This is a genomic window from Allochromatium humboldtianum, from assembly GCF_013385175.1.
Taxonomy (GTDB): Bacteria; Pseudomonadota; Gammaproteobacteria; order Chromatiales; family Chromatiaceae; genus Thermochromatium; species Thermochromatium humboldtianum.
In genome coordinates, this window is the sequence record NZ_JABZEO010000001.1 from 61,528 (window position 1) to 82,926 (window position 21,399).

At 65.0% G+C, this 21,399-nt stretch carries 19 protein-coding genes; 11 read left to right on the plus strand and 8 right to left on the minus strand.

Annotated features, from left to right (window positions below):
* Positions 1-2: 2 nt before the first annotated feature.
* Positions 3-1,907, minus strand: a complete 1,905-nt coding sequence (gene dxs / locus HW932_RS00285; protein WP_176974506.1) for a 1-deoxy-D-xylulose-5-phosphate synthase — start codon at positions 1,905-1,907, stop codon at positions 3-5.
* 174 nt (positions 1,908-2,081) lie between these two features.
* Here dxs and cysS point away from each other — a divergent pair, with 174 nt between their 5' ends.
* The 4 genes from cysS (at position 2,082) to groL (ending at position 6,343) form a co-directional block, all read left to right on the plus strand.
* Entirely contained in the window at positions 2,082-3,467 is a 1,386-nt protein-coding gene (cysS, locus tag HW932_RS00290) for a cysteine--tRNA ligase (RefSeq protein WP_176974507.1), read from the plus strand.
* A gap of 212 nt (positions 3,468-3,679) precedes the next feature.
* Positions 3,680-4,081, plus strand: a complete 402-nt coding sequence (locus HW932_RS00295; RefSeq protein WP_246296587.1) for a c-type cytochrome domain-containing protein — start codon at positions 3,680-3,682, stop codon at positions 4,079-4,081.
* Between the two features lie 254 nt (positions 4,082-4,335).
* Positions 4,336-4,626, plus strand: coding sequence for a co-chaperone GroES (groES, locus tag HW932_RS00300; RefSeq protein ID WP_176974508.1), 291 nt, complete (start codon positions 4,336-4,338; stop codon positions 4,624-4,626).
* A 76-nt stretch (positions 4,627-4,702) separates the two neighbouring features.
* On the plus strand, positions 4,703-6,343 hold the full coding sequence (groL, locus tag HW932_RS00305) for a chaperonin GroEL (protein ID WP_176974509.1): 1,641 nt from the start codon (positions 4,703-4,705) through the stop codon (positions 6,341-6,343).
* 80 nt (positions 6,344-6,423) lie between these two features.
* Here the strand turns inward: groL and HW932_RS00310 are convergent, their stop codons facing one another.
* Together HW932_RS00310 and HW932_RS00315 are read right to left on the minus strand one after the other, a co-directional pair.
* Complete coding sequence (locus tag HW932_RS00310) at positions 6,424-7,098, minus strand: hypothetical protein (protein WP_176974510.1); 675 nt, start codon at positions 7,096-7,098, stop codon at positions 6,424-6,426.
* Between the two features lie 18 nt (positions 7,099-7,116).
* A complete protein-coding gene (locus HW932_RS00315) occupies positions 7,117-7,497 on the minus strand; it encodes an Mth938-like domain-containing protein (protein ID WP_176974511.1) in 381 nt (126 codons plus the stop codon).
* Between the two features lie 148 nt (positions 7,498-7,645).
* Here HW932_RS00315 and gltX point away from each other — a divergent pair, with 148 nt between their 5' ends.
* Together gltX and HW932_RS00325 are read left to right on the plus strand one after the other, a co-directional pair.
* Positions 7,646-9,061 (plus strand): glutamate--tRNA ligase, encoded by a 1,416-nt coding sequence (gltX, locus tag HW932_RS00320; protein WP_176974512.1) that lies wholly within the window; start codon positions 7,646-7,648, stop codon positions 9,059-9,061.
* A 117-nt stretch (positions 9,062-9,178) separates the two neighbouring features.
* Positions 9,179-9,775 (plus strand): Uma2 family endonuclease, encoded by a 597-nt coding sequence (locus tag HW932_RS00325; protein WP_176974513.1) that lies wholly within the window; start codon positions 9,179-9,181, stop codon positions 9,773-9,775.
* A gap of 138 nt (positions 9,776-9,913) precedes the next feature.
* Here the strand turns inward: HW932_RS00325 and HW932_RS00330 are convergent, their stop codons facing one another.
* Positions 9,914-12,253: a coiled-coil domain-containing protein gene (locus HW932_RS00330; protein WP_176974514.1), complete on the minus strand. Its 2,340-nt coding sequence runs from the start codon at positions 12,251-12,253 to the stop codon at positions 9,914-9,916.
* A 174-nt stretch (positions 12,254-12,427) separates the two neighbouring features.
* Between HW932_RS00330 and HW932_RS00335 the strand changes: the two genes are divergently transcribed.
* Genes HW932_RS00335 through HW932_RS00345 form a run of 3 tightly spaced genes read left to right on the plus strand, consistent with a single transcriptional unit; the run spans position 12,428 to position 15,625 of the window.
* Entirely contained in the window at positions 12,428-12,856 is a 429-nt protein-coding gene (locus HW932_RS00335; RefSeq protein ID WP_176974515.1) for a hypothetical protein, read from the plus strand.
* A 19-nt stretch (positions 12,857-12,875) separates the two neighbouring features.
* A complete protein-coding gene (locus HW932_RS00340; RefSeq protein WP_176974516.1) occupies positions 12,876-13,481 on the plus strand; it encodes a DUF2726 domain-containing protein in 606 nt (201 codons plus the stop codon).
* Positions 13,482-13,519: 38 nt separating this feature from the next.
* Positions 13,520-15,625, plus strand: coding sequence for a TonB-dependent receptor plug domain-containing protein (locus HW932_RS00345; protein WP_176974517.1), 2,106 nt, complete (start codon positions 13,520-13,522; stop codon positions 15,623-15,625).
* On the opposite strand, the gene HW932_RS00350 is transcribed toward HW932_RS00345, so the two are convergent.
* The 4 genes from HW932_RS00350 to HW932_RS00365 form a co-directional block, all read right to left on the minus strand.
* Positions 15,622-16,620 carry a YfiR/HmsC family protein gene (locus tag HW932_RS00350; RefSeq protein ID WP_176974518.1) on the minus strand — a complete coding sequence of 333 codons (999 nt, stop codon included), beginning with the start codon at positions 16,618-16,620 and terminating at the stop codon, positions 15,622-15,624. The two genes, HW932_RS00345 and HW932_RS00350, sit on opposite strands and share 4 nt — an antisense overlap.
* 291 nt (positions 16,621-16,911) lie before the next feature.
* Positions 16,912-17,229, minus strand: a complete 318-nt coding sequence (locus HW932_RS00355) for a Rieske (2Fe-2S) protein (RefSeq protein WP_176974519.1) — start codon at positions 17,227-17,229, stop codon at positions 16,912-16,914.
* Positions 17,229-18,338: an anthranilate phosphoribosyltransferase gene (locus tag HW932_RS00360; protein ID WP_176974520.1), complete on the minus strand. Its 1,110-nt coding sequence runs from the start codon at positions 18,336-18,338 to the stop codon at positions 17,229-17,231. Before HW932_RS00360 ends, HW932_RS00355 begins: the two co-directional genes overlap by 1 nt.
* Before the next feature lie 85 nt (positions 18,339-18,423).
* Positions 18,424-19,314 carry a carbon-nitrogen hydrolase gene (locus HW932_RS00365; protein ID WP_176974521.1) on the minus strand — a complete coding sequence of 297 codons (891 nt, stop codon included), beginning with the start codon at positions 19,312-19,314 and terminating at the stop codon, positions 18,424-18,426.
* Between the two features lie 191 nt (positions 19,315-19,505).
* Here HW932_RS00365 and HW932_RS00370 point away from each other — a divergent pair, with 191 nt between their 5' ends.
* Together HW932_RS00370 and HW932_RS00375 are read left to right on the plus strand one after the other, a co-directional pair.
* Positions 19,506-20,285, plus strand: a complete 780-nt coding sequence (locus HW932_RS00370; protein WP_176974522.1) for a metal-dependent hydrolase — start codon at positions 19,506-19,508, stop codon at positions 20,283-20,285.
* 139 nt (positions 20,286-20,424) lie between these two features.
* A complete protein-coding gene (locus HW932_RS00375) occupies positions 20,425-21,384 on the plus strand; it encodes an acetyl-CoA carboxylase carboxyltransferase subunit alpha (protein ID WP_176974523.1) in 960 nt (319 codons plus the stop codon).
* Positions 21,385-21,399 lie beyond the last annotated feature (15 nt).

Here is a 21,399-nt window from a genome sequence, read left to right on the forward strand (position 1 = left end):
TTTCAGCCCCCGTGTTCGTGCCGCGCAAGTTCGGCCTGGAGACTGGCGATGATGCCCGGCGCATCCAGTCCCACATCGGCGAGCTGTTCATGGTGCTCGGCATGATCGACATAGCGGTCGGGCAGACCCAGATGCAGACAGCGCCTGACCACGCCCTGCTCCGACAGCAGCTCGGCCACGCCACTGCCCGCGCCGCCGGCGATCGCGTTCTCCTCCAGCGTCACCAGGATCTCGTGACGCGCGGCCAGATCCAGGATCAGCGCCGCGTCGAGCGGTTTGACGAAGCGCATGTCGGCGACCGTGGCATCGAAGACCTCTGCGGCCTCCAGCGCGGTCTTGACCAGCGGACCGAAAGCGAGCAGGGCGATCCGCGACCCTTCGCGCACGATCTCGCCCCGGCCGATCGGCAGTGCCGGAGCATTCGGATTGATGGCCACACCCGGACCGCCGCCGCGCGGATAGCGCACCAGCGCCGGGCCTTCGTATTCATAGGCCGCCCTGAGCATCCGCCGGCATTCGTTCTCGTTCGATGGGGTCATGATGACCAGGTTCGGGATCGGGCGGCAGAAGCTCAGATCGAAGCTGCCGGCATGGGTCGCACCGTCCGGCCCGACCAGTCCGCCGCGATCGACGGCAAAGGTCACGTCCAGGTTCTGGAGCGCCACGTCATGCACGAGCTGGTCATAGGCGCGTTGCAGGAAGCTCGAATAGATGGCCACGACCGGCTTCAGCCCCTCGCAGGCGAGTCCGGCGGCCAGCGTCACCGCGTGCTGCTCGGCGATGCCGACGTCGAAATAGCGCTCGGGGAAGCGCTTGGAAAAGGCCGTCAGACCCGAGCCTTCGCACATGGCGGGCGTGATGCCGACCAGACGCGGATCGGCGGCGGCGGTGTCATGGAGCCAGCCGCCGAAGATCTGGGTATAGGTCGGTCCCGCGCCCTTGGCCTTGAGCAGTTGTCCGGTCTGGCGATCGAAGGGCGTGACGCCATGGTAGATCACCGGCTGACCCTCGGCCGGCTCGAAGCCGCGTCCCTTCTTGGTCACGATGTGCAGCAGGCGCTGGCCGGGCATGTCCTTGATATTGCGCAGGGTGCGCAGCAGTCCGTCCATGTCGTGCCCGTCGACCGGGCCGATGTAGTTGAAACCCAGCTCCTCGAACAGCGTGCTGGGCATCAGCATGCCCTTCATGTGCTCTTCCCAGCGCCCGACCAGATGGCGCAACTGCGGCATCCCGGCCAGGGCGTGCTTGCTGCCTTCGCGCACGCTGGTGTAGAGCTTGCCCGAGAGCAGACGCGCCAGATGGTTGCTGATGGCGCCGACCGGCGGCGAGATCGACATCTCGTTGTCATTGAGGATGACCACCAGATCGATGTCCATCGAGCCGGCATGGTTGAGCGCCTCGAACGCCATACCGGCACTGAGCGCCCCGTCGCCGATGATGGCGATCACGGTGCGCCGTTCGCCTCTCTGCTTGGCGGCGAGCGCCATGCCGAGCGCGGCGCTGATCGAGGTGCTGGAGTGGCCGACGCCGAAGGTGTCGTATTCGCTCTCACCGCGCTTGGGGAATCCCGAGATGCCGTCTTTCTGGCGCAGCGTGCACATGCGGTCGCGTCGCCCGGTGAGGATCTTGTGCGGATAAGCCTGATGACCGACGTCCCACACCAGCCGGTCGTGCGGCGTGTCGAAGACATAGTGCAGACCGAGCGTCAGCTCCACCACGCCGAGTCCGGCCGCCAGATGTCCGCCGGTCTTGGAGACGCATTCGATCAAAAAGGAACGCAGCTCGCTGGCGAGTTCGGGAAGCTGGCTCTCGGACAGGGCGCGCAGGTCGGCCGGACTGTCGATCGAGTCCAAGAGGGGACGTCGGTGCGCGCCGACGCCGGAATCGGTCAGGGTGCGATGTGGCATGGTCTCTGGCGGCTATCGTGTGACAAGGCGGGGTATCTTAGTGCAATCGTCGCCGGGCTGCCCAATCGATCGCATCCGGCCAATCGCTGCCGACGAAGATCGATCGCGTCGCGAACCCGCGCCTTTGTTACCATGGGGTCTCGATGTTGGTCATTTCAAACCCAAGCCACCGCGATGCTACAGATCCACAACAGCCTGACCCGCCAGAAAGCTCCCTTCCAACCCATCGAACCCGGCAAGGTCCGCATGTATGTCTGCGGCATGACGGTCTACGACTACTGTCATCTCGGTCATGCGCGGGTGCTGGTGGTGTTCGACGTGGTCTATCGCTATCTGCGTGCGCTCGGCTATGACGTGACCTATATCCGCAACATCACGGATATCGACGACAAGATCATCCGCCGCGCCAATGAGAACGGCGAACCCTTCCAGGCGTTGACCGAGCGTTTCATCCAGGCCATGCGCGAGGACAGCGAGGCGCTCGGCGTGCTGCCGCCGACCGACGAGCCGCGCGCCACGGCGCACATCGGCGAGATCCTGGCCATGGTCCGGACCCTGATCGACAAGGGGCTGGCCTATGTCGCCGACAATGGCGATGTCTACTACGCCGTCAGCCGCTTCCCCGACTACGGCAAGCTCTCGGGCAAGGATCCGGCCGATCTGCGCGCCGGGTCGCGGGTCGAGATCGGCGAGTCCAAGCGTGATCCGCTCGACTTCGCGCTCTGGAAGTCGGCCAAGCCCGGCGAGCCGGCCTGGGATTCGCCCTGGGGACCGGGGCGCCCCGGCTGGCACATCGAGTGCTCGGCCATGAGCACCTGCTGTCTGGGCAACCATTTCGACATCCACGGCGGCGGGGCCGACCTTCAGTTTCCGCATCACGAAAACGAGATCGCTCAGTCCGAGGGCGCCACGGGCGAACCCTTCGTCAACGTCTGGATGCACAACGGCTTCGTGCGCGTCAACGAGGAGAAGATGTCCAAGTCGCTGGGCAACTTCTTCACCGTGCGCGAGATCCTGCGTCTCTACCGGCCGGAGGAGGTGCGTTATTTCATCCTCACCAGCCACTACCGCAGTCCGCTCAACTACGACGACAGCGCGCTCCAGCAGGCGCGCGCGGCCCTGACCCGGCTCTATACCGCGCTGCGCGGACTGCCCGAGGCCGCGCCCGCTGAGGACGAATCCTTTCGCGCCCGCTTCCAGACGGCGATGGACGACGATTTCAACACGCCCGAGGCGTTGGCCGTGCTCTTCGAGCTGGCGCGCGAGATCAATCGGCTCAGGTCCGATGGCTCGGACCAAGCGGCGGCGCATGGCGCCCTGCTACGCGAACTGGGCGCCGCATTGGGTCTGCTCCAGGACGATCCCGAGCGCTATCTGCGCGGCGGCGCGGACGCCGACGGTCCGAGCGATGCCGAGATCGACGCCATGATCGCGCAGCGCCGCGCCGCGCGCGCCAACAGGGACTGGGCCGAGGCCGACCGTTTGCGCGAGGCGCTCACCGCCGCCGGCATCGTGCTGGAAGACGGTCCTCAAGGAACGACCTGGCGGCGGGCTGGCTGAAAAAAAACGTATCGATCCGGGACGGAGTCGCACGAAATCTTGGCCTGGATCATGGTTTCATAGACCCGATCGGGTCTATGTTTGAGTCGTCAGCCAGTCGTTTTCCGCACAGATCCTGTGGGCATCGGAATGCGGCCGTGCTGTCGACTGAGTCGAGCAAGGATCGGCTTGCAAGGCGAGTTGTCTCCAACCCTAATAACGAGATCGATGAGATGAACAAAAACCTGTCCCGTTTCGCTACCGTTGGACTGCCTCTGATCCTGGTCGCCCTGACTGGCTGCAATCGATCCCCCGAGGTGAGCTTTGCGCAGGACGTACAGCCCATTCTCAAGAAGCATTGTGTCGAGTGCCATCTGCCCAATGGCCAAGGTCATGCCGCCAGTGGCTTCCTGGTCGAATCCTATGACACCCTGATGAAGGGCACCAAGTTCGGACCCGTGGTGGTTCCTGGAGATGCCCTGTCGAGCAGCCTCTATCGCCTGGTGGCCGGCGAGGTCGATGAGTCCATCCGCATGCCGCACGGCAAGGATCCGCTGCCCGCTGCCCGCTGCCGAGATCGCCGTGGTCGAGGCCTGGATCACCCAGGGCGCCAAGAACAACTGAGCGCTCTGTGAGCGCTACGATGATGTGATCCAAGGTAGGGCGCGCACGGGCGTGCCCTACGGTCTCGATCTTTCCGCTTCAGCGCGGTTTCCCGTCTCCCGCTCCACGACCCGCCATCCCCCCAGAACGCGCTTTGGAACTTGACAGCCGACGATTTCGCTCTACCATTAGCACTCGTTACAAGTGAGTGCTAACAGGCCGGCCCGGCGTCGGTCTCGCGGCGACTCGACCCACCCACTTCTCAACCTGTATCGAGGAGCCATCCATGAACATCCGTCCCCTGCATGACCGCGTCGTCGTCCGTCGCATGGAAGAGGAGCGCACGACCGCCGGCGGCATCGTGATCCCGGATTCCGCCACCGAGAAGCCGATCCAGGGCGAGATCATCGCCGTCGGCAACGGCAAGATCCTCGACAACGGCCAGGCGCGTCCGCTCGACGTCAAGGTCGGCGACCGCGTGCTGTTCGGCAAATATTCCGGCACCGAGGTCAAGCTCGACGGCAAGGAATTCCTGGTGATGCGCGAAGAAGACATCATGGCGGTCGTCGAGGGCTGATCGGCCTTCCGCCCCCTGAGTCTCCAAGCTTTTCCCAATCAAGACAGAAACCGATTCATTCGAGGAATTTAGAAGCATGAGCGCAAAAGACGTGAAGTTCGGCGGTGATGCCCGTGTCCGCATGATGGAGGGTGTCAACATCCTCGCCAACGCCGTCAAGGTCACGCTGGGTCCGAAGGGCCGCAACGTGGTGCTGGAGAAGTCCTTCGGCGCCCCGACCGTCACCAAGGACGGCGTCTCCGTGGCCAAGGAGATCGAGCTCAAGGACAAGTTCGAGAACATGGGCGCGCAGATGGTCAAGGAAGTCGCTTCCAAGACCTCCGACATCGCCGGTGACGGCACCACCACCGCGACCGTTCTGGCTCAGGCCATGGTCCGTGAGGGTCTGAAGGCGGTCGCCGCCGGCATGAACCCGATGGATCTGAAGCGCGGCATGGACAAGGCCGTCGAGGCCGCCACCGAAGAGCTCAAGAAGCTCTCCAAGCCCTGCACCGAGACCAAGGCCATCGCTCAGGTCGGCACCATCTCGGCCAACTCCGACGACTCGATCGGCACCATCATCGCCGAGGCGATGGAGAAGGTCGGCAAGGAAGGCGTCATCACCGTCGAAGACGGCACCTCGCTGCAGAACGAGCTGGACGTGGTCGAGGGCATGCAGTTCGATCGCGGCTACCTGTCGCCCTACTTCATCAACAACCAGCAGAGCCAGAGCGCCGAGCTCGACGCACCTTACATCCTGCTGCACGACAAGAAGATCTCGAACATCCGTGATCTGCTGCCCGTGCTGGAAGGTGTGGCCAAGGCCGGCAAGCCGCTGCTGATCATCGCCGAAGACGTCGAGGGCGAAGCCCTGGCGACCCTGGTCGTCAACACCATCCGCGGCATCGTCAAGGTCTGCGCCGTCAAGGCTCCGGGCTTCGGTGATCGTCGCAAGGCCATGCTTCAGGACATCGCCATCCTGACCGGCGCGACCGTGATTTCGGAAGAAGTCGGTCTGTCGCTGGAGAAGGCGACCCTGAACGATCTGGGTACCGCCAAGCGCGTCCAGGTCGGCAAGGACGAGACCACCATCATCGACGGCGCCGGTTCCGAGATCGACATCAAGGCCCGTTGCGAGCAGATCCGCGCTCAGGTCGAGGAGACCAGCTCCGACTACGATCGTGAGAAGCTCCAGGAGCGTCTGGCCAAGCTGGCCGGTGGTGTGGCCGTGATCAAGGTCGGCGCCGCCACCGAGATCGAGATGAAGGAGAAGAAGGCGCGCGTCGAAGACGCTCTGCACGCCACCCGTGCGGCGGTCGAAGAAGGCATCGTCCCCGGTGGTGGTGTCGCGCTGGTTCGCGCCATCGCAGCCGTCAAGGATCTCAAGGGCTCCAACCACGATCAGGACGTCGGTATCGCCATCGCCCGTCGCGCGATGGAAGAGCCGCTGCGTCAGATCGTCGCCAACGCCGGTGAAGAGCCGTCGGTCATCCTGCACAAGGTCGCTGAGGGCTCGGGTAACTTCGGTTACAACGCCGCCAACGGCGAGTACGGCGACATGGTCGAGATGGGCATCCTGGACCCGACCAAGGTCACCCGTTCGGCTCTGCAGAACGCCTGCTCGGTCGCCGGTCTGATGATCACCACCGAAGCCATGATCGCCGACGAGCCGAAGGACGACGCCCCGGCGATGCCGGGCGGCGGCATGGGCGACATGGGCGGCATGGGCATGATGTAAGCCCGAGCGCTCCGGGACGTTCGCGTCCCGGCTCGACGCCAGAAAAAGCCCCGCTTCGGCGGGGCTTTTCGTGGGCGCTTTCAGTCCAGGCTCGTCGTGAGCGGTTCGAGGATGGCGCCGAAATCGGCCGGATTCACATACTGCATGACCACGCGCCCATTGGGATCGCGCCCGATGTCGAGTCCGCGCTCGGGATAAAGCCAGTGGACGATGCCGGTCTCGGACTCGGTGAGCCGCCGGCTCGGTGTGCCGAAACGCTGCTCGATCAGTGCCGCGTCGAGCCGCGCCTTGGGCAGATAGACGATGGCGCGGATGGGCCGCTCGGCCAGACGCTCGGCATCGCTCGGGTCGAGCTTGACCTTCTGGCTGCCGCTGCCGGTCTGGCTGATGCGCAGTCCGCGCTCGTACATGGTGGCCAGGGTCGTCTGGTCCACGTCCAGGGTCAGCACGAAATCGGCCCGCAGACGCTCCAGATGGATCTGCTCGAAATAGACCTCGGTCGCGAGCGTCCCGGACGAACCAGTCGCGCGGAACAGGTTGATCTCGCCGTCCTCGCGAAAGACCCGGCGGACTTCAGCCAGCGTCGTTTTGCCCAGCGTGAACCCGAAGACCTGGGTACGTCCGCCGGCGTCCTGCTCGATCAGCCAGGGGAGACGCACGATCTCGTCCTCGATGGGGTCAGGCATCAGAAGCAGCATCCCGACGAAACCCAGCACGGCGGCACCGAGAATGGAGAGCACGATGGAACGATCCATGAATTCAGCCCGCCTCGCTCAACCGTTCGTTTCGAGGATGAGTCCGGCCACGACCTCACGTCCCTCGGCCATCAGGATGTTGTAGGTTCGACAGGCCGCGCCCGTCGTCATGACTTCGACCCCGATGCCGCGTTCGATCAGGTTCAGATAGAGCACCGGATCGATGAAGGCCGATCGCTCGCCGGTGCCGATCAGGACCACCCGTGGCGACAGATGCGAGATGGCCGTCAGGTGCAGGCGGTTCAGGTCCGCCGCCTGTGTCGGCCCCCAGGGCTCGATGATGTCCGAGGGCGTCAGGATCAGGCTGCGCGTGTAGCGGCGTCCTGAGATGCTGATCCAATCGGCACTGTAGCCCTCGACCAGATAGCCGCCGCCAGCGTCTGCTTCGGAAAATTTCATCGCTCGCCCCCCAAATAGCCAAACCAGCGACCGAGTTTAGCGCTTCGCGTTCCAGGATGGGACGGGGAAGGGCGGCGCGGTTGTCATTCGTCGGGCGTCGGCGTGTAGAATTCGGGCCTCTCATCCATCCGAGCCTCACAGGAACATCATGACCGTCCGCACTCGCTTCGCTCCCTCGCCGACCGGCTATCTGCACGTCGGCGGCGCCCGTACCGCGCTCTTCTGCTATCTCTATGCCCGCAAGCACGGCGGTCAGTTCGTCCTGCGCATCGAGGACACGGATCTGGAGCGCTCGACGGCCGAGTCGGTCAACGCCATCCTGGAGGGCATGACCTGGCTCGGGCTGGACTATGACGAGGGGCCGTTCTATCAGACCCAGCGTTTCGACCGCTACAACCAGATCATCGATGAGCTGCTCGACAAGGGGCTGGCCTACCGCTGCGATTGCCCGAAGGAGCGTCTGGAGAAGCTGCGCGTCGATCAGATGGCGCGCAAGCAGAAGCCGCGCTATGACGGCTGCTGCCGCCACAAGCAGGTCGATCCGAGTCAGCCGCACGTCATCCGCTTCAAGAATCCCGCCGATGGCGTGGTGATCGTCGACGACCTCATCCGTGGCCGGATGCCGTTCGCCAACGAGGAACTCGACGATCTCATCATCCGTCGCAGCGACGGCACTCCGACCTACAACCTGAGCGTGGTGGTCGATGACGCCGACATGGAGATCACCCATGTCATCCGGGGCGATGACCATATCAACAACACCCCGCGTCAGATCAACATCCTGCGTGCGCTCGGTTTCGAGCCGCCACGGTATGCGCACGTGCCCATGATCCTCGGCGACGACGGGGCGCGGCTGTCGAAGCGTCACGGCGCGGTGAGCGTCATTTCCTATCGCGACATGGGCTATCTGCCCGAGGCGCTGCTGAACTATCTGGTGCGTCTGGGCTGGTCGCACGGCGATCAGGAGATCTTCTCGATCGAGCAGATGATCGAGCTGTTCGATATCTCGGACGTCAACAAGGCCGCTTCCAGCTTCAACACCAGCAAGCTCGACTGGCTCAATCAGCAGTATCTGCAACAGGCCGAGCCGGCGCGCGTGGCGCGCTTGCTCAGTCCGCACATGGGCCGGATCGACATCGATCCCTCGACCGGGCCGGATCTGGTCGATGTGGTCAAGGCGCAGGCCGCGCGTGCCAAGACGCTGGTCGAGCTGGCCGAGATCAGCGCCTTCTGCTATCGCGATTTCGAGGAGTTCGACGAAGGTTCGGCCAAGAAGCATCTGCGTCTGGTCGCACGCGAGCCGCTGGAGAAACTGCGCGCCGGCTTCGAGCTGATGGCGTTCGAGGACTGGACGCCCGAGCAGTTGAAGCATGTGGTCGAGGGCGTGGCCGAGGAATTGCAGCTCAATCTGGGCAAGGTTGCCCAGCCGCTGCGTGTGGCCATCGTCGGGCGCGCGGCGTCTCCCGGTATCGAGGAGACGCTGATGCTGGTCGGCAAGGAGGCGACACTGCGTCGCATCGACAAAGCGCTGGGCTATATCGCCGCGCGCGGTGGCGAGGCTTGATGAGCGCTGCGCCGTGACGGATTCGCGGCGTGTGCGGCGGCGGTCTGCAAGGCTTGTGCAAAGCGTCTGTGGACTGGCATGCTTTGGGTGTGTTGCGAGTTGAACAGGAGCGTCATCATGCCAGCCGCCGCCGCCGTCCTAACGATCGATGTCGATGAGTATCTCGTCGGCGAACAGCAGAGCGACATACGTCACGAATATATCGCCGGTCAGGTCTTTGCCATGGCCGGCGCCAGCGAGACGCACAATCGTATTGCCGGCAATCTGTTTTTTCATTTGCGTGCCGCCGCGCGTGGTATGCCCTGTGGCGTCTTCATCGGCGATATGAAAGTCCGGGTCGCCGCGCACGATGCCTTCTATTATCCGGACGTTCTCTTGACCTGCGCGTCAGAGGATGCCGAGCCATTCTATAAAACTGCGCCCTGTCTGATCGCCGAGGTGCTCTCGCCGAGCACTGAACTGACCGATCGGCGTGAAAAGCTCATCGCCTATCGCGTTCTGGCGTCGCTGCGCTATTACATCCTGGTCGCTCAGGATTGCCGCCGGGTCGAGGTCTACAGCCGGGACGAAGCGGGCGACTGGCGGCATCAGGTCTATGAGAATGGCAGCGAGATCGTGTTCGATTGCCCGCCGCTGCATCCGCGCCTGACCCTGGACGATGTCTATGAGGATGTCGTGTTGGCGAACCCTCCAGCCCCTGTCGATTCATATTGAGACGGGGAATTATGCGGGACGTAACAGCTATATCGCCACGCGCGGCGGCGAGGCTTGATGTCGCATTGTTGAAGGGCGTGCCGTCTTCGACCGCGACGCCCGAACGACCGAGGCGACGCGGCGCGAGCGGTCTCAGACTCAGGTCTCGGTGACGGGCTTGGGCGCGAGCAGGGTGGTCAGGCTGTCCTCGTGGAACTGGATGCGTGCTTCGGTTGCGGCCAGTCGCATCTCGGCCTCGCGCCGCTCGCCTGCACCGGCCTCCAGCCGCCGTTCGAGCAGGCGCCGTTCGTCCTTGAGCCTGACCAGTCGCTCGGCCTCGGCCCGTTCGGACTTCTCCACGGCCTTGAGTTCGCGCTCGATCTCGCGGGCGGACTGGCCCTCGGCGGCGCGTCCCGAGCGTGACCAGAAGCTACGCTTGCGCGTCTCCTCGGCCTTGGCCTCCTCGGCCTGACGCCAGACCAACTGCTCGCGCAGCGTCGCGGCTCTCTGACTCAGCTCGGCCAACTCGACCTCGCAGACGGCGATGCCCGAGCGCGTCGCGGCGAGTTCGTCCTCCAGCTTGCGTCCGCTTTCGCGCAGACCCTGACGCTCGGCACGCTGTTTGGTCTCGAGCGTGCGCAGACGCGCGAGTTCCTCACGCGCGGCACTCATCAGGGTCTTGCGGTTCTCGTGCCGGCGGCGCTGTTCGAGTTCGGCGAGCTTGCGCTGATGGGCCAGTTGCTCGGCGACCTCGGCCTGACGCACGCGCGCCTGACTGCGCTCACGCACATGCTCGATCTCCTGCTCGCGCAGACGGATGGCTTCGAGCGCCTGCTGATGCGCGTGATCCAGACGTTCGCGCTCGCGTTGCAGTTCCTCCTCCTCGTGCAATCGGCGCAGGTTCCAGTCCTGACGCGCCTTCTGGAGTTCGACGGCGAGCTGGATACGCCTCTGGTCCTTGAGCGCCTTGGTCTCGGTCGATAGTTGCGCCTGGAGCTGATTGGTGCGCACCTCCAGTTCGCGCTCGAAGGCCGCCAGCTCGCGCTCGCGCCGTCGGCGCGCGAACAGCAGCTCGTCCTCCAGGTTCTCGCGCCGGTGGGCGAAACGATCGCGCTCCAGCTCGCGCTCGGCCAGATAGCGCAACAACGGCTCGCGCACCTCGATGATGGCCTGACGCTCGGCGAAAAAGGCCGTGGGGTCTTTTTCATAGGCCAGCCAGAGACGGGTGAACTCGACCGGGTTGAGTCTGTGTCCACTGTCGTCGAGCGGCGCGAATCCGGGGATGTCGTCGAGGCCGCCGTCCAGATATTTGCGGTACTGCATCTGGATGGTCTCGCTGTAATAGGCGCGCACCGAACCCGGCTCGAACAGCTTGAGCGCGATCAGCGACAGGAAGAGCACGCCGAGCGTGGCCTGGGCGAAGCCCTCGACCGTCTCGAAGTGGGGCACGCCCTGTTCCTCCGGACTGTCCTGGAGGGCCTGAAGCGCCTTGGAGCGGGTGGCGAAGGTCAGACGCGGCGGATTGGGTTCGAGCTGCTGGGCGGCGAGTTCGGCGGTGATGCCGTCGATGCGCTGCTGGTGCTCCTCGCCGAGGCGTTGCAGGGTCTCGGTGCGTTCGCGCAGTGTGCGCTCCCACTCGCCGAGACGTTGATCGATTTCGCTCACGCGCGCATCCAGCTCGGACTGTTTGGCCTCCAGTTGGCCGGCGAGCAACTGAGCGTTGGCTTCCCATTTGCGCGCCTCGGGTCCACGTCCCTCGGGGCGACCATCGCGGCCCAGGATCTCGTCACCGACACGCTGCTGGGCCGCGACCAGATCACGGCGCAGCAGCTCCAGTTCGGGCGCGAACTCGGCCTCAATCTCGGTGCGGCGTTGACGCTCGCGCGCGATCGACTCGGTCAGGCGCTCGATCTCGCGCGCCAGCGACTCGACGCGCGCACGGTGGTTCTCCTCGATCTGGGCCGTGCGCTCGGCGACCTGGGCCTCGAGTCGGGCGTCGCGCTCGGCGTAGTACTGTTCGACCTGGCGCTGGTGATAGCCGGCGATGTCGTCGGCACGGATGAGCTTGCCGAGGAAGGGCGCGGTGACATAGAGCGAGAGCGCGACGATGGCCAGCCGGGCGAGAAAGCCGAACAGCCAGCGCACTAGGGCGAAGAAGCCCTGATTGGCGCCCGGATTCCAGCGACGCGCGCGCGCCATCGGGCGCTCGGACATCACCAGCGAGGCATCGATGATCCAGACGACCGAGAAGATCAGCACGAACAGCAGCAGTCCGGCGAAGGGTTTCAGCCAGGCGCTGTCCTGGGGCACGATGCTCGCCCCGACCAGACCCCAGACGAGTCCCTCCAGGGTGGCCATCAGCAGGATGATGGTCCAGGCGAAGCCCAGCCACACCCGCGCGGCGGGCGTCAGCAGGCTGTCGCCATAGGGTTTCAGACGCACATGATCCCACACCCGCCGCGCGGTGAAGGGATGGTCGGCCCGGCTCTCCAGGGTCATCGTGGTCGGTCTCTCGATGGATACGACGGATTCGAGGTGGATAGTGTAACCGCCTTCGCTGGGGTCGGTCCTTTGGTCGCTCTCGATCGCTTTGGTTCAAGGTCGCTTGCGTCGCCCCGTGTCTCGCACGCATCATGTCGGGCTTCGTAACGCACCCAGAGGCCGCCATTTCCAATGGATCGACTGACACTGACTTCCATCATCGCTTCCGCCGCGTTCCTGATCTTTCTGATCGTGACCCTGACCTGGCACAACGACGAGTTGCGTCCGCGCGTCTGGCAGCTCAACGAGGTGCTGGAGCAGGATCCGATGCTCGCGGAATATCCCTATGACTTCAAGGTGCTGCTCTTTCTCAACGGCGTCGTCACCCTGACCAGCCCCCAGGCCTCGGAGGCCCCGCTGCGGCCCTTCCTGAACCGGATCGATCCGTCGCTGGCCGACAAGCCCGCCGACGCCCCCGAGGTGGTCGAGGCCGAGCGCCGCTTCCGCGCCATCGAGATGCAGGCGATCAAGGTGATGATCAGCCAGCCGGACGTGGACTCGGTAGTCTGGTCATTGGACCGGGCCTGGTATCACAAGAACCGTGTGCCGCTGGCCAAGTGATGCTCCACGGGTGGGATGAATGGGACACTTCCATGTCTTGATCGGTCTCGGCGGGATCGTCCTGCTGGCCGTGCTGATCGAGCTGGCGCGGGCGCTTGGCTGGCGTCGTCCGCGACCCTATATCTTGCGCACGCCGCTGCTGGACGTGCCCGAGCGTGCCCTGCTGGCGGTCCTGGAGCACATCCTGGGCGCGGACTACCGCCTGCTGGTCCGGGTGCGCGCCTCCGAGGTGCTGGACATCGCGCCGCGTCTGAGACGGCGCCAACGTGAGCGGGCCGCCGATCGGCTGGAACGCTATCGCTTCGACGTCCTGATCTGCGAGCGCGAGACCCTGATCCCGCGCTGCGCCGTGAATCTGGCGCCGCGCCGGCTCTGGCGCAAGACGCCTGGAACGGATGGGCTGGATCGGCTCTGCAAGGCCGTCGGGTTGCCTCTGGTGCGCCTGATCGAGCAGCCGCATTATGCCATCGCCGAGGTCGAGTCGCGGGTCCGTGAGGCCCTGTCCGCCTCGGCGCCGCCGGCCCAATCCGTGCCAGGGCTGGAGATCGAACTCACGAAGTCACCAGCGCTCGATGACGGGCCAAGGTTCAGGATCGACCCGGATCTCGACCTCGACGACCCGTGACAGGTTGCAGTGTGGGTTTTTGACGTGGGGGCGCATGCATGGCAACGGCGCAGCGCTTGCTGATCGGTTCCATTCTGATGGCCACGGTCATCGGCTCGCCGCTGGCGGCCTCCGGGCCGCTGAGCACAACGGCCGGCTCTGAACGGCAGGCCATCGAGGGCGATCAGGCCGCGAGGGCGGATCTGTTGTCGGTGCTCGGTGACGTGTCGGCCCTGGCAACCAAGACCCGCCTGAACGCTGACTATGTCCCCGGCATCCTGAGCATCCTGTACGGCGACGAACTCATCGCGCTCGGGGCGCGGACCGTCTGGGAAGCCCTGGAGCTGGTTCCCGGCGTGCAGATCGACCGCAACAACAATGGTGGGCTGCGTGTGGCGATCCGCGGCTTTCAGCACAGCAACGGCAACGTCAAGCTGCTGCTCAATTCGGTGGCGATGAACAATGCCTTCGGCGGCTATTCGAACATCCTCTACATTCCGATCGAGCAGGTGGAACGCATCGAGGTGATTCGCGGCCCCGGCTCGGCGGTGCATGGCGAGTTCGCCTTCGCGGGCGTCATCAACGTCATCACCCGCCAGAACGAGAATCGCGTCTATGTCGAGGCTGGAAGCGGCGAAGCCTATGGGACGGGCGCCGTGCTGTCGGCACGATCGCCCGATGGCGACTGGCGTCTCAATCTGAATGCCTCGGGCTGGGACCGGCAGGGCACAGAGATCACCGCCGGACCCGACCGGCTCTATGTCCTGGGTCAGAGCGAACTCTCCCAAGCGCCGGGCCGCATCAACAATGCCGAGAACCACCGGCTGGCCGTCTTTGCGCTGGATTACAAGAAACTCTCCGTGCTCGCGCAGTACAGTCGCAATCAGGGCGGAACCTTTTTCGGACCATTGAACGTACTGCCCGAGCCAAACACGGGCGCGAACGCCTCCCAGGCCGAACAGAGTCTGGTCCAGGTGCGTCAGGCTTTCGACCCGTTGCCCACACTCAGCGCCGAGTTCAAGCTCAGCTGGTCAGAGTTCATCGGCAACTGGGCCGTGGACATACTGCCCTCGGGTGTGGCCTTCCCGCTGGGGTCGCAGAACGTCTATCCCGACGGCGTCTTCCTGGAGGACTATGTGCGTATCACTCGCCAGGAGGCCGAACTCGATTTCGACTGGCGCGGCTGGAGCGGGCATCGCTGGCAACTGAGCCTCTCGGCCTCCGAGGCACGCATCGATGACGCCTGGTGGGCCTTCAACGGCGATGCCGAGACGCTGGAGCCGCTCCCGATCGTGCGTCGCTACAGCGGCGACCAGAACTTCATGAAAGAGGGGGCGCGGCGCTCGACCTACAGCATCGCCGTGCAGGATCAGTTCCAGCTCCTGGAGCCCTTGGCCCTGACGGCCGGTCTGCGCTATGACAGCTACAGCGACGCCGGCGACAATCTCTCACCGCGTCTGGCGGCCGTCTGGACCCTCAGCGACGAACACCTCATCAAGGCGCAGTATGCCGAGGCCTTCTTTCCGCCGACCCTGTATCAGCTCTACGGCAACGCCAGAAGCGGCGTGCGCAGCACTTTTTCTCTCGATCCCGAGACCGTGTCCACCACCGAACTCGGATACATCTTCCGGCGTGGCGCCGCAGTCGCGCGCGCCACGCTCTATCACTCCCGGGTCAGGGATCTGATCGTTCTCGCGAACGATCGCTATGACAACCGTGGACGGGTGAGGCTCCAGGGCGTCGAGACCGAATGGGAGCAGCGACTGAGTGCGACCTGGAAACTGACGGCCAACCTCAGTTACAGCGACACCCAGGACGAGGAGGCCGGTGCTCCGCTGACCGGCGCGGCCGACTGGCTGGGCAACCTGGGTCTGTTCTATCGTCCGCGTTCCGACATCCTGCTGAGTGGCCACTGGCGGTATGTCGGCGACCGCCATCGCTCGGCGGACGATCCAAGGCGCGACCGGCTCCCTGGTTATCAGGATGTGTCATTGACCCTGAGCTGGTTCGACGTTGGCACGCCCGGACTGACTCTGCGCGCAGGCGTCGACAATCTTCTGGGGCAGCAGATCAAGTCGCCCGCCGCCGCCTATACCTACATGGATGATTATCCGCGGCTGGAAGAGCGCCTCTGGTGGGTTCAGTTCTCCTATCATTGGCGCTAGCGCGTCCGTGATTTCGGAACCAGGGTCGACAGGCGCAGCAACTTGGAGCTGATCCGGATGCCTGTGCGCGTGGCGGCCTCGTGATCGATCATGGCGTGCAGTCGCCCGTCCTCGCGCACCAGGGACACCATGCCGCCCGCGTGCACCAGTCGCTCCGTATCACCGACGGTGAGCACGGGCGCCCCCGCGACCTCGGCGAGCACGCTGGACATGGATTCGGTCGCCCGCCGGTCGAGATAGAGCACATGACAGCGGCGCCAGGGCGTCTGCTCCTGGGGGCTGGCGAGCTGCAACGGCCGGCCCGCGACCTGCTCGCCGGTCAGCATCCGCCGCAGACTGGAGGACAGCTGCGGGTTGCCGAGCACGCAGTAGCGCAGCGGTGCGGAGGCCGAGTCGAACGCGGCGGCGGGCCACTGGATGAAGAAGGCGAAGTTGCGCAGAAAGTCAGCGCGCCGGTCGATCTCGTCGAAGGGTTCGTAGTGACGCGCCTCTTCCAGGAAGTAGGGCCTGAACCGGATGCCCGAGCGTTCGGCCTGGGTCAGGTTGACGATGGGCAGAACGCGATCGGCCACATGGAGACCGACCACGGCGCCGGCCTCGACGGCGCCATCGAACGGAGAGAAGACGAGCGCGCGTTGACGCTCGGACCAGGCGCGCAGGCGATCGGGGGACAGGCCGACGCTCGCGATGAAGATGCCGCCTGGACGCGGGCCTGAATAGGCGTCCAGCTCTGCTGCCGAGAGTACCTTGGCCCTGAGTCCGTGACCGCGGACCTTCGCGGACTCGAGCTGTGCGGGGAGCTGGAGCGCGGGGGGCTTGGCGCCCTCGTGGACCACCAGCACCAGTAGCCGTCCGTCCGGACCGAGCGCGGTCTCGAGCGACTCCACCGCACCAATGCTGACCGGGAAGAGCTTCAGGCCCAGCTGCATCCGCTGCTCGTCCTCGCGCCACAGGGTCTGAGGATTGCCCAGTGCGTCCAGGGGGGCGAGCAGCACCGAAATACAGAGGGCAAGACACAGGAGTGTGCCGCGAACGAGGCTGAAGTCAATCCGAGTCGATACGGTGCGTCCTGTCCCTGTCATCGGTGTCGAATGGCCGATCCGGTCTCGGTCCAGCCCTCTCCTCATGCCGCCTGTATCCCCTGTTGTTTGACATCCTCCCGTCCTGAAGGCCGGGATTCACAACGCACCCGCCGCGCGATTCTAGAGCCTATCCAGGGCGCAGACTACCGCATTCCGAGGCAGAGGCACGATGCGAACCCATGTTCGGTGTCGGATGTGCCAGGCTCAAGCGGTCGGATCGATCCACACCCGTCCGTCCATGACCTTCACCGGAAAGACTCGGATCGGGCAGTCGGCCGGCTCGTCGAGCGGCTCGCCGGTCTCCAGACTGAAGCGGCTGCCGTGCAGCGAGCACTTGATCCGGTTGCCGTCGAGACAGCCGAACGACAACGGATAATCCTCGTGGCTGCAATTGTCTTCGACGGCATGATAACGCCCGTCGACATGGGCGAGGATGACATCGCGTCCCGCGACCCTGACCTTGATGAATTTACCTTCGGGAATGGTATCGCAGGCGGCGACGGCGACGAAAGCATCCGACATCAGCGCACCCTCCGCGCCGCGCGGCCCGAGTCGAGCACGTCGCGGACGCGATCGGCGGCCACTTCCAGCGAACGCTCGCGTCCCAGATGCCAGAGGATGAGTGCGCCGGTGCAGACCAGACTGTCGTAGGTCGGTCCCTTGGCCCCATCGAGCGCCGCCAGTCCGGCCTCAGCCGCCGCCTGAGCCGTGGCCTCGATATCGACCGCCACCGCGATCTCGTCGCCCGGCCGAGTGGTCTGGGGCAGATCCTCGGGCAGGGGTGCCGAGCGCACCGTCTGTTCGATGCCGAGCGCGGTCGGGTCGATCTCGAAGGACTGCTCCTCGGAATGATGCTGATAGCTGAAACAGACGCCCTGCTGCCGCAGCGAGGGGATGACGCCGCCCTCGACGCCCCGGATCAGCAGCGCCGAGTCGAACCCGGCATGACGCGCGAGCATGGCATAGATGCGCGGATAGGGCTTGTGGACATAGCCCGTCACCAGATGGGTGTGCTTGCGCCCGTGGATGGGGCGCGCCAGCACCTCAGTCGTCGTGATGACCTGACGCTTGACGATGGTCGAGCGCAGGCCGACCAGATGGTGCAGCGGGGCGCAGAAGGCGCGCTGGTCGACATAGCTCCAGCCGAGTTCGGGGTCGGCGAGGCGTTCGGCGGCTTCGACCGGGGTCAGATCGACCGGCGCCCCGGCAGCCTCCAGCACATGCCGATGGGTGACGCCGAACTTGGGTCCGACGGCGTGCGCGCCATGGCTGATGCTCGTCACGCCGCACTCGGCCAGCACCGGCATCAGGAAGGGCGCGGCCGGCAGACAGCGGTTGTAGCCGTCATAGGGATCGGCGATGTCGACCACCTCGTCGACCCCGGCGACCACATGGCCGGTGGCCTCGCGGATGGCATCCAGCACGCCCTTCATCTCGTCGTCGGTCTCGCGCTTCATGCGTAGCGCGATCAGGAAGATGCCGGCCTGGACCGGATCGACCGCATTGTCGAGGATGGCGCGCATTCCGGCGCGCGCCTCGTCGAGCGAAATGTCCTTGGAGAGTTCGGGGCCGGTAGCGATGCGCTGGATGATCGAGCGCATCAGGGTCTTGGGGTCATCGGTCTGGGTCATTGGGTTGTCCTCCAGGGAGTGTGACTGTCGTCGTTGGTTCACTCGAAGCAAACCATATCGAGCGTTCAGGCGGCATTCTCAATGCTCAATCGCGGAAGCGCCGCTCCAGGTCGTCATAGGCGTCGATGCGCCGGTCGCGCAGAAAGGGCCAGAGCCGCCGCACCGGCTCGGTGAGCGTCAGATCGACCTCGGCGACCAGGAGCTTGGGCGCTTGGTCGTCGGCCTGGGCGAGGATCTCACCCAGGGGGCCGCAGACGAAGGAGCTGCCCCAGAAGCGCGTCCCCGGCGTCAGACCGCTGGGGTCGGACTCGTAACCGACCCGGTTGCAGGCGGCCAGACTCAGACCATTGGCGATGGCGTGCCCGCGCTGGACGGTGATCCAGGACTGGATCCGACGTTGTTGTTCTTCGGGCATGTCGTTGGGATTGGCGCCGATACCGCTCGGTGCGAGCAGGATCTGGGCGCCGCCGAGCGCCATGGCGCGCGCCGCTTCCGGAAACCACTGATCCCAGCCGATGAGCACGCCCAGGCGTCCCACGGCGGTGTCGATCGGATTGAAGCCCAGATCGCCGGGTGTGAAATAGAACTTCTCGTAACAGCCGGGCATGTCCGGGACGTGCATCTTGCGATAGATGCCCGCGAGCGCGCCATCGGCGTCCAGGACCACGGCCGTGCTGTGATAGAGACCGGGCGCGCGCTGCTCGAACACCGAGCCGACGATCACCAGTTGCAGCTCGCGCGCGAGCGCGCTCAGATGCTCGGTGGTCGATCCGGGGATGGACTCGGCCAGATCGAACAGATCCGGGTTCTCGGTCTGGCAGAAATAGGGACCATTGTGCAGCTCCTGGAGCAGCACCAGCTCGCAGCCGCGGATCGAGGCGGCGCGGATGGCGGCCTCGCAGTCCTCCAGATTGGCGGCGGTACTGCCCTGGTCGGATTGCTGGACGAGCGCGAGTGTCAGTGACGAACGGGGCATGGTGTCGAACCTCCAAGTGAACCTGACGCCCATTATCCGCCGATCGCCAGGGGGCGGGGCCGAAACTCGGAATGTTTTGATTCGGAGCCGAGCCTTGTTTATAACATCGCGCCGAACAGTTCGGTGGTCTACAAGAGCGGGCGCAGGCTGAGGTTGGCCGGTGAGCGACGTTTGTATGGGGCGCGAGACACATGGCCAATTTTCAGACACATCTCAATATCGGCATCCTCGTCAGTGCCGCCGCCACGCTCTCGCTGCATGTGGCCGGCTTCATCGAGCAGTCGCAGATGCCGGTCCTGTTCGCACTCGGCGTGGCCGGCAGTCTGCTGCCGGACATCGACCTGGAGCGCTCCAGGCCGACCGGACTGCTGTTCAACGTCCTGGGGGTCGTGCTGGCCTTCGCCGTCACTCTGCCGCTGACGGTGCGTTTTCAGCCGCTGGTGCTGGCGGCGATCTGGGGCACGGTCTTTCTGGCGGTGCGCTATGGCGTGCTGAAGGTCTTTTCGAGCTTCACCGTCCATCGCGGGGTCTGGCACTCCTGGCTGGCCGTCGCCGCCGTGTCGATGGCGACGACCAATCTCGCCTACTGGGTGTGGGAGCACTCGGCCGAGCGTGCCTGGATCGCTGGTCTGATGGTCGGCCTCGGCTATCTGACCCATCTGGTGCTCGACGAGTTTTCGAGCGTCGATCTGTTCAACGCCAAGGTCAAGCGCTCCTTCGGCACCGCACTCAAGCCGATCAGCCTGAAATATCCCTGGAGCACCCTGGGCATGGCCGCTGTGCTCGCCGGTCTGATCTCGATAGCTCCGCCCGTACAGACCGTGCTGGAGCGGTTCGATCTCGACCCGCAGGCGACCCTGGCCGGGCTGGAGATCTGGCTGCGCGACGGTATGCAGTGGGCCGCCGGGCATTTGAACGCGTGGTGGACGCAGCTGAGCCGGCAGTTTCCCATACAGGCGGCGCGCGGCTGACCGATGGTGCGTCGCGCTGTACTCGGGAGCCGGGGTGCGCTAGATTATCGAGCCTTTGTCTCGCGATGCTCGGTCGCGAGCCGACGACGGCATCAAGAGCCTACAGCAGGCGCGGTTCAGACAAACGATCTCGGAACCCATGGATCTCAATTTTCTCGATTTTGAACAACCCATCGCGGAACTCGAGGCGAAGATCGAAGAGCTTCGGCTGGTCGGGCACGACAATGCACTCAACATCCAGGAGGAGATCGAGCGCTTGCAGGCCAAGTGCCGGACGCTGACCGAGTCGATCTTCTCCTCGCTGACGCCCTGGCAGATCTCGCAGCTGTCGCGCCATCCGCAGCGTCCCTATCTGCTCGACTATGTGCGGCGGATCTTCGACGAGTTCCACGAGCTGCACGGCGACCGCGCCTTTGCCGACGATCCGGCCATCGTCGGCGGACTGGCCCGGCTCGACGGGCGTCCGGTGATGGTCATCGGGCATCAGAAGGGGCGCGACACCAAGGAGAAGATCCAGCGCAACTTCGGGATGCCGCGTCCCGAGGGCTATCGCAAGGCCTTGCGCCTGATGGAGATGGCCGAGCGCTTCCGGATGCCGATCCTGACCTTCATCGACACGCCGGGCGCCTATCCGGGCGTTGGTGCCGAGGAACGCGGCCAGAGCGAGGCGATCGCACGCAATCTGCGCGAGATGTCGCGTCTGCGCACGCCCATTCTCAGCACTGTGGTCGGGGAGGGCGGTTCGGGCGGCGCGCTGGCCATCGGCGTCGGCGACTGGCTCGGCATGTTGCAGTTCGGCACCTACTCGGTGATCTCGCCCGAGGGCTGCGCCTCGATCCTGTGGAAGAGCGCCGACAAGGCGCAACTGGCCGCTGAGGCCATGGCCATCACCTCCGACAAGCTGATGGAACAGGGACTGGTCGACGAGGTCATCGAGGAGCCGCTGGGCGGCGCTCACCGCAACCCGGACGCCATGTCCAAGACACTCAAGCAGGCGCTGCTGGCGCGTCTGGAGACGCTCGACAAGATCGACATGGATGCACTGATCGCGGCGCGTTACAAGCGTTTGATGGGCTTCGGGCGTTTCAAGGAAGCCTGAGCCGAACGGCGGCGT

Bases quoted from the DNA above. Each gene is read 5' to 3' on its own strand.
- HW932_RS00370 (WP_176974522.1), top strand. From the start codon at position 19,506: ATGGCCAATTTTCAGACACATCTCAATATCGGCATCCTCGTCAGTGCC.
- cysS (WP_176974507.1), top strand. From the start codon at position 2,082: ATGCTACAGATCCACAACAGCCTGACCCGCCAGAAAGCTCCCTTCCAA.
- HW932_RS00345 (WP_176974517.1), top strand. From the start codon at position 13,520: ATGGCAACGGCGCAGCGCTTGCTGATCGGTTCCATTCTGATGGCCACG.
- gltX (WP_176974512.1), top strand. From the start codon at position 7,646: ATGACCGTCCGCACTCGCTTCGCTCCCTCGCCGACCGGCTATCTGCAC.
- HW932_RS00330 (WP_176974514.1), bottom strand. From the start codon at position 12,253: ATGACCCTGGAGAGCCGGGCCGACCATCCCTTCACCGCGCGGCGGGTG.
- groL (WP_176974509.1), top strand. From the start codon at position 4,703: ATGAGCGCAAAAGACGTGAAGTTCGGCGGTGATGCCCGTGTCCGCATG.
- dxs (WP_176974506.1), bottom strand. From the start codon at position 1,907: ATGCCACATCGCACCCTGACCGATTCCGGCGTCGGCGCGCACCGACGT.
- HW932_RS00365 (WP_176974521.1), bottom strand. From the start codon at position 19,314: ATGCCCCGTTCGTCACTGACACTCGCGCTCGTCCAGCAATCCGACCAG.
- HW932_RS00310 (WP_176974510.1), bottom strand. From the start codon at position 7,098: ATGGATCGTTCCATCGTGCTCTCCATTCTCGGTGCCGCCGTGCTGGGT.
- HW932_RS00335 (WP_176974515.1), top strand. From the start codon at position 12,428: ATGGATCGACTGACACTGACTTCCATCATCGCTTCCGCCGCGTTCCTG.
- HW932_RS00360 (WP_176974520.1), bottom strand. From the start codon at position 18,338: ATGACCCAGACCGATGACCCCAAGACCCTGATGCGCTCGATCATCCAG.
- HW932_RS00375 (WP_176974523.1), top strand. From the start codon at position 20,425: ATGGATCTCAATTTTCTCGATTTTGAACAACCCATCGCGGAACTCGAG.
- HW932_RS00315 (WP_176974511.1), bottom strand. From the start codon at position 7,497: ATGAAATTTTCCGAAGCAGACGCTGGCGGCGGCTATCTGGTCGAGGGC.
- HW932_RS00355 (WP_176974519.1), bottom strand. From the start codon at position 17,229: ATGTCGGATGCTTTCGTCGCCGTCGCCGCCTGCGATACCATTCCCGAA.
- HW932_RS00340 (WP_176974516.1), top strand. From the start codon at position 12,876: ATGGGACACTTCCATGTCTTGATCGGTCTCGGCGGGATCGTCCTGCTG.
- groES (WP_176974508.1), top strand. From the start codon at position 4,336: ATGAACATCCGTCCCCTGCATGACCGCGTCGTCGTCCGTCGCATGGAA.
- HW932_RS00295 (WP_246296587.1), top strand. From the start codon at position 3,680: ATGAACAAAAACCTGTCCCGTTTCGCTACCGTTGGACTGCCTCTGATC.
- HW932_RS00325 (WP_176974513.1), top strand. From the start codon at position 9,179: ATGCCAGCCGCCGCCGCCGTCCTAACGATCGATGTCGATGAGTATCTC.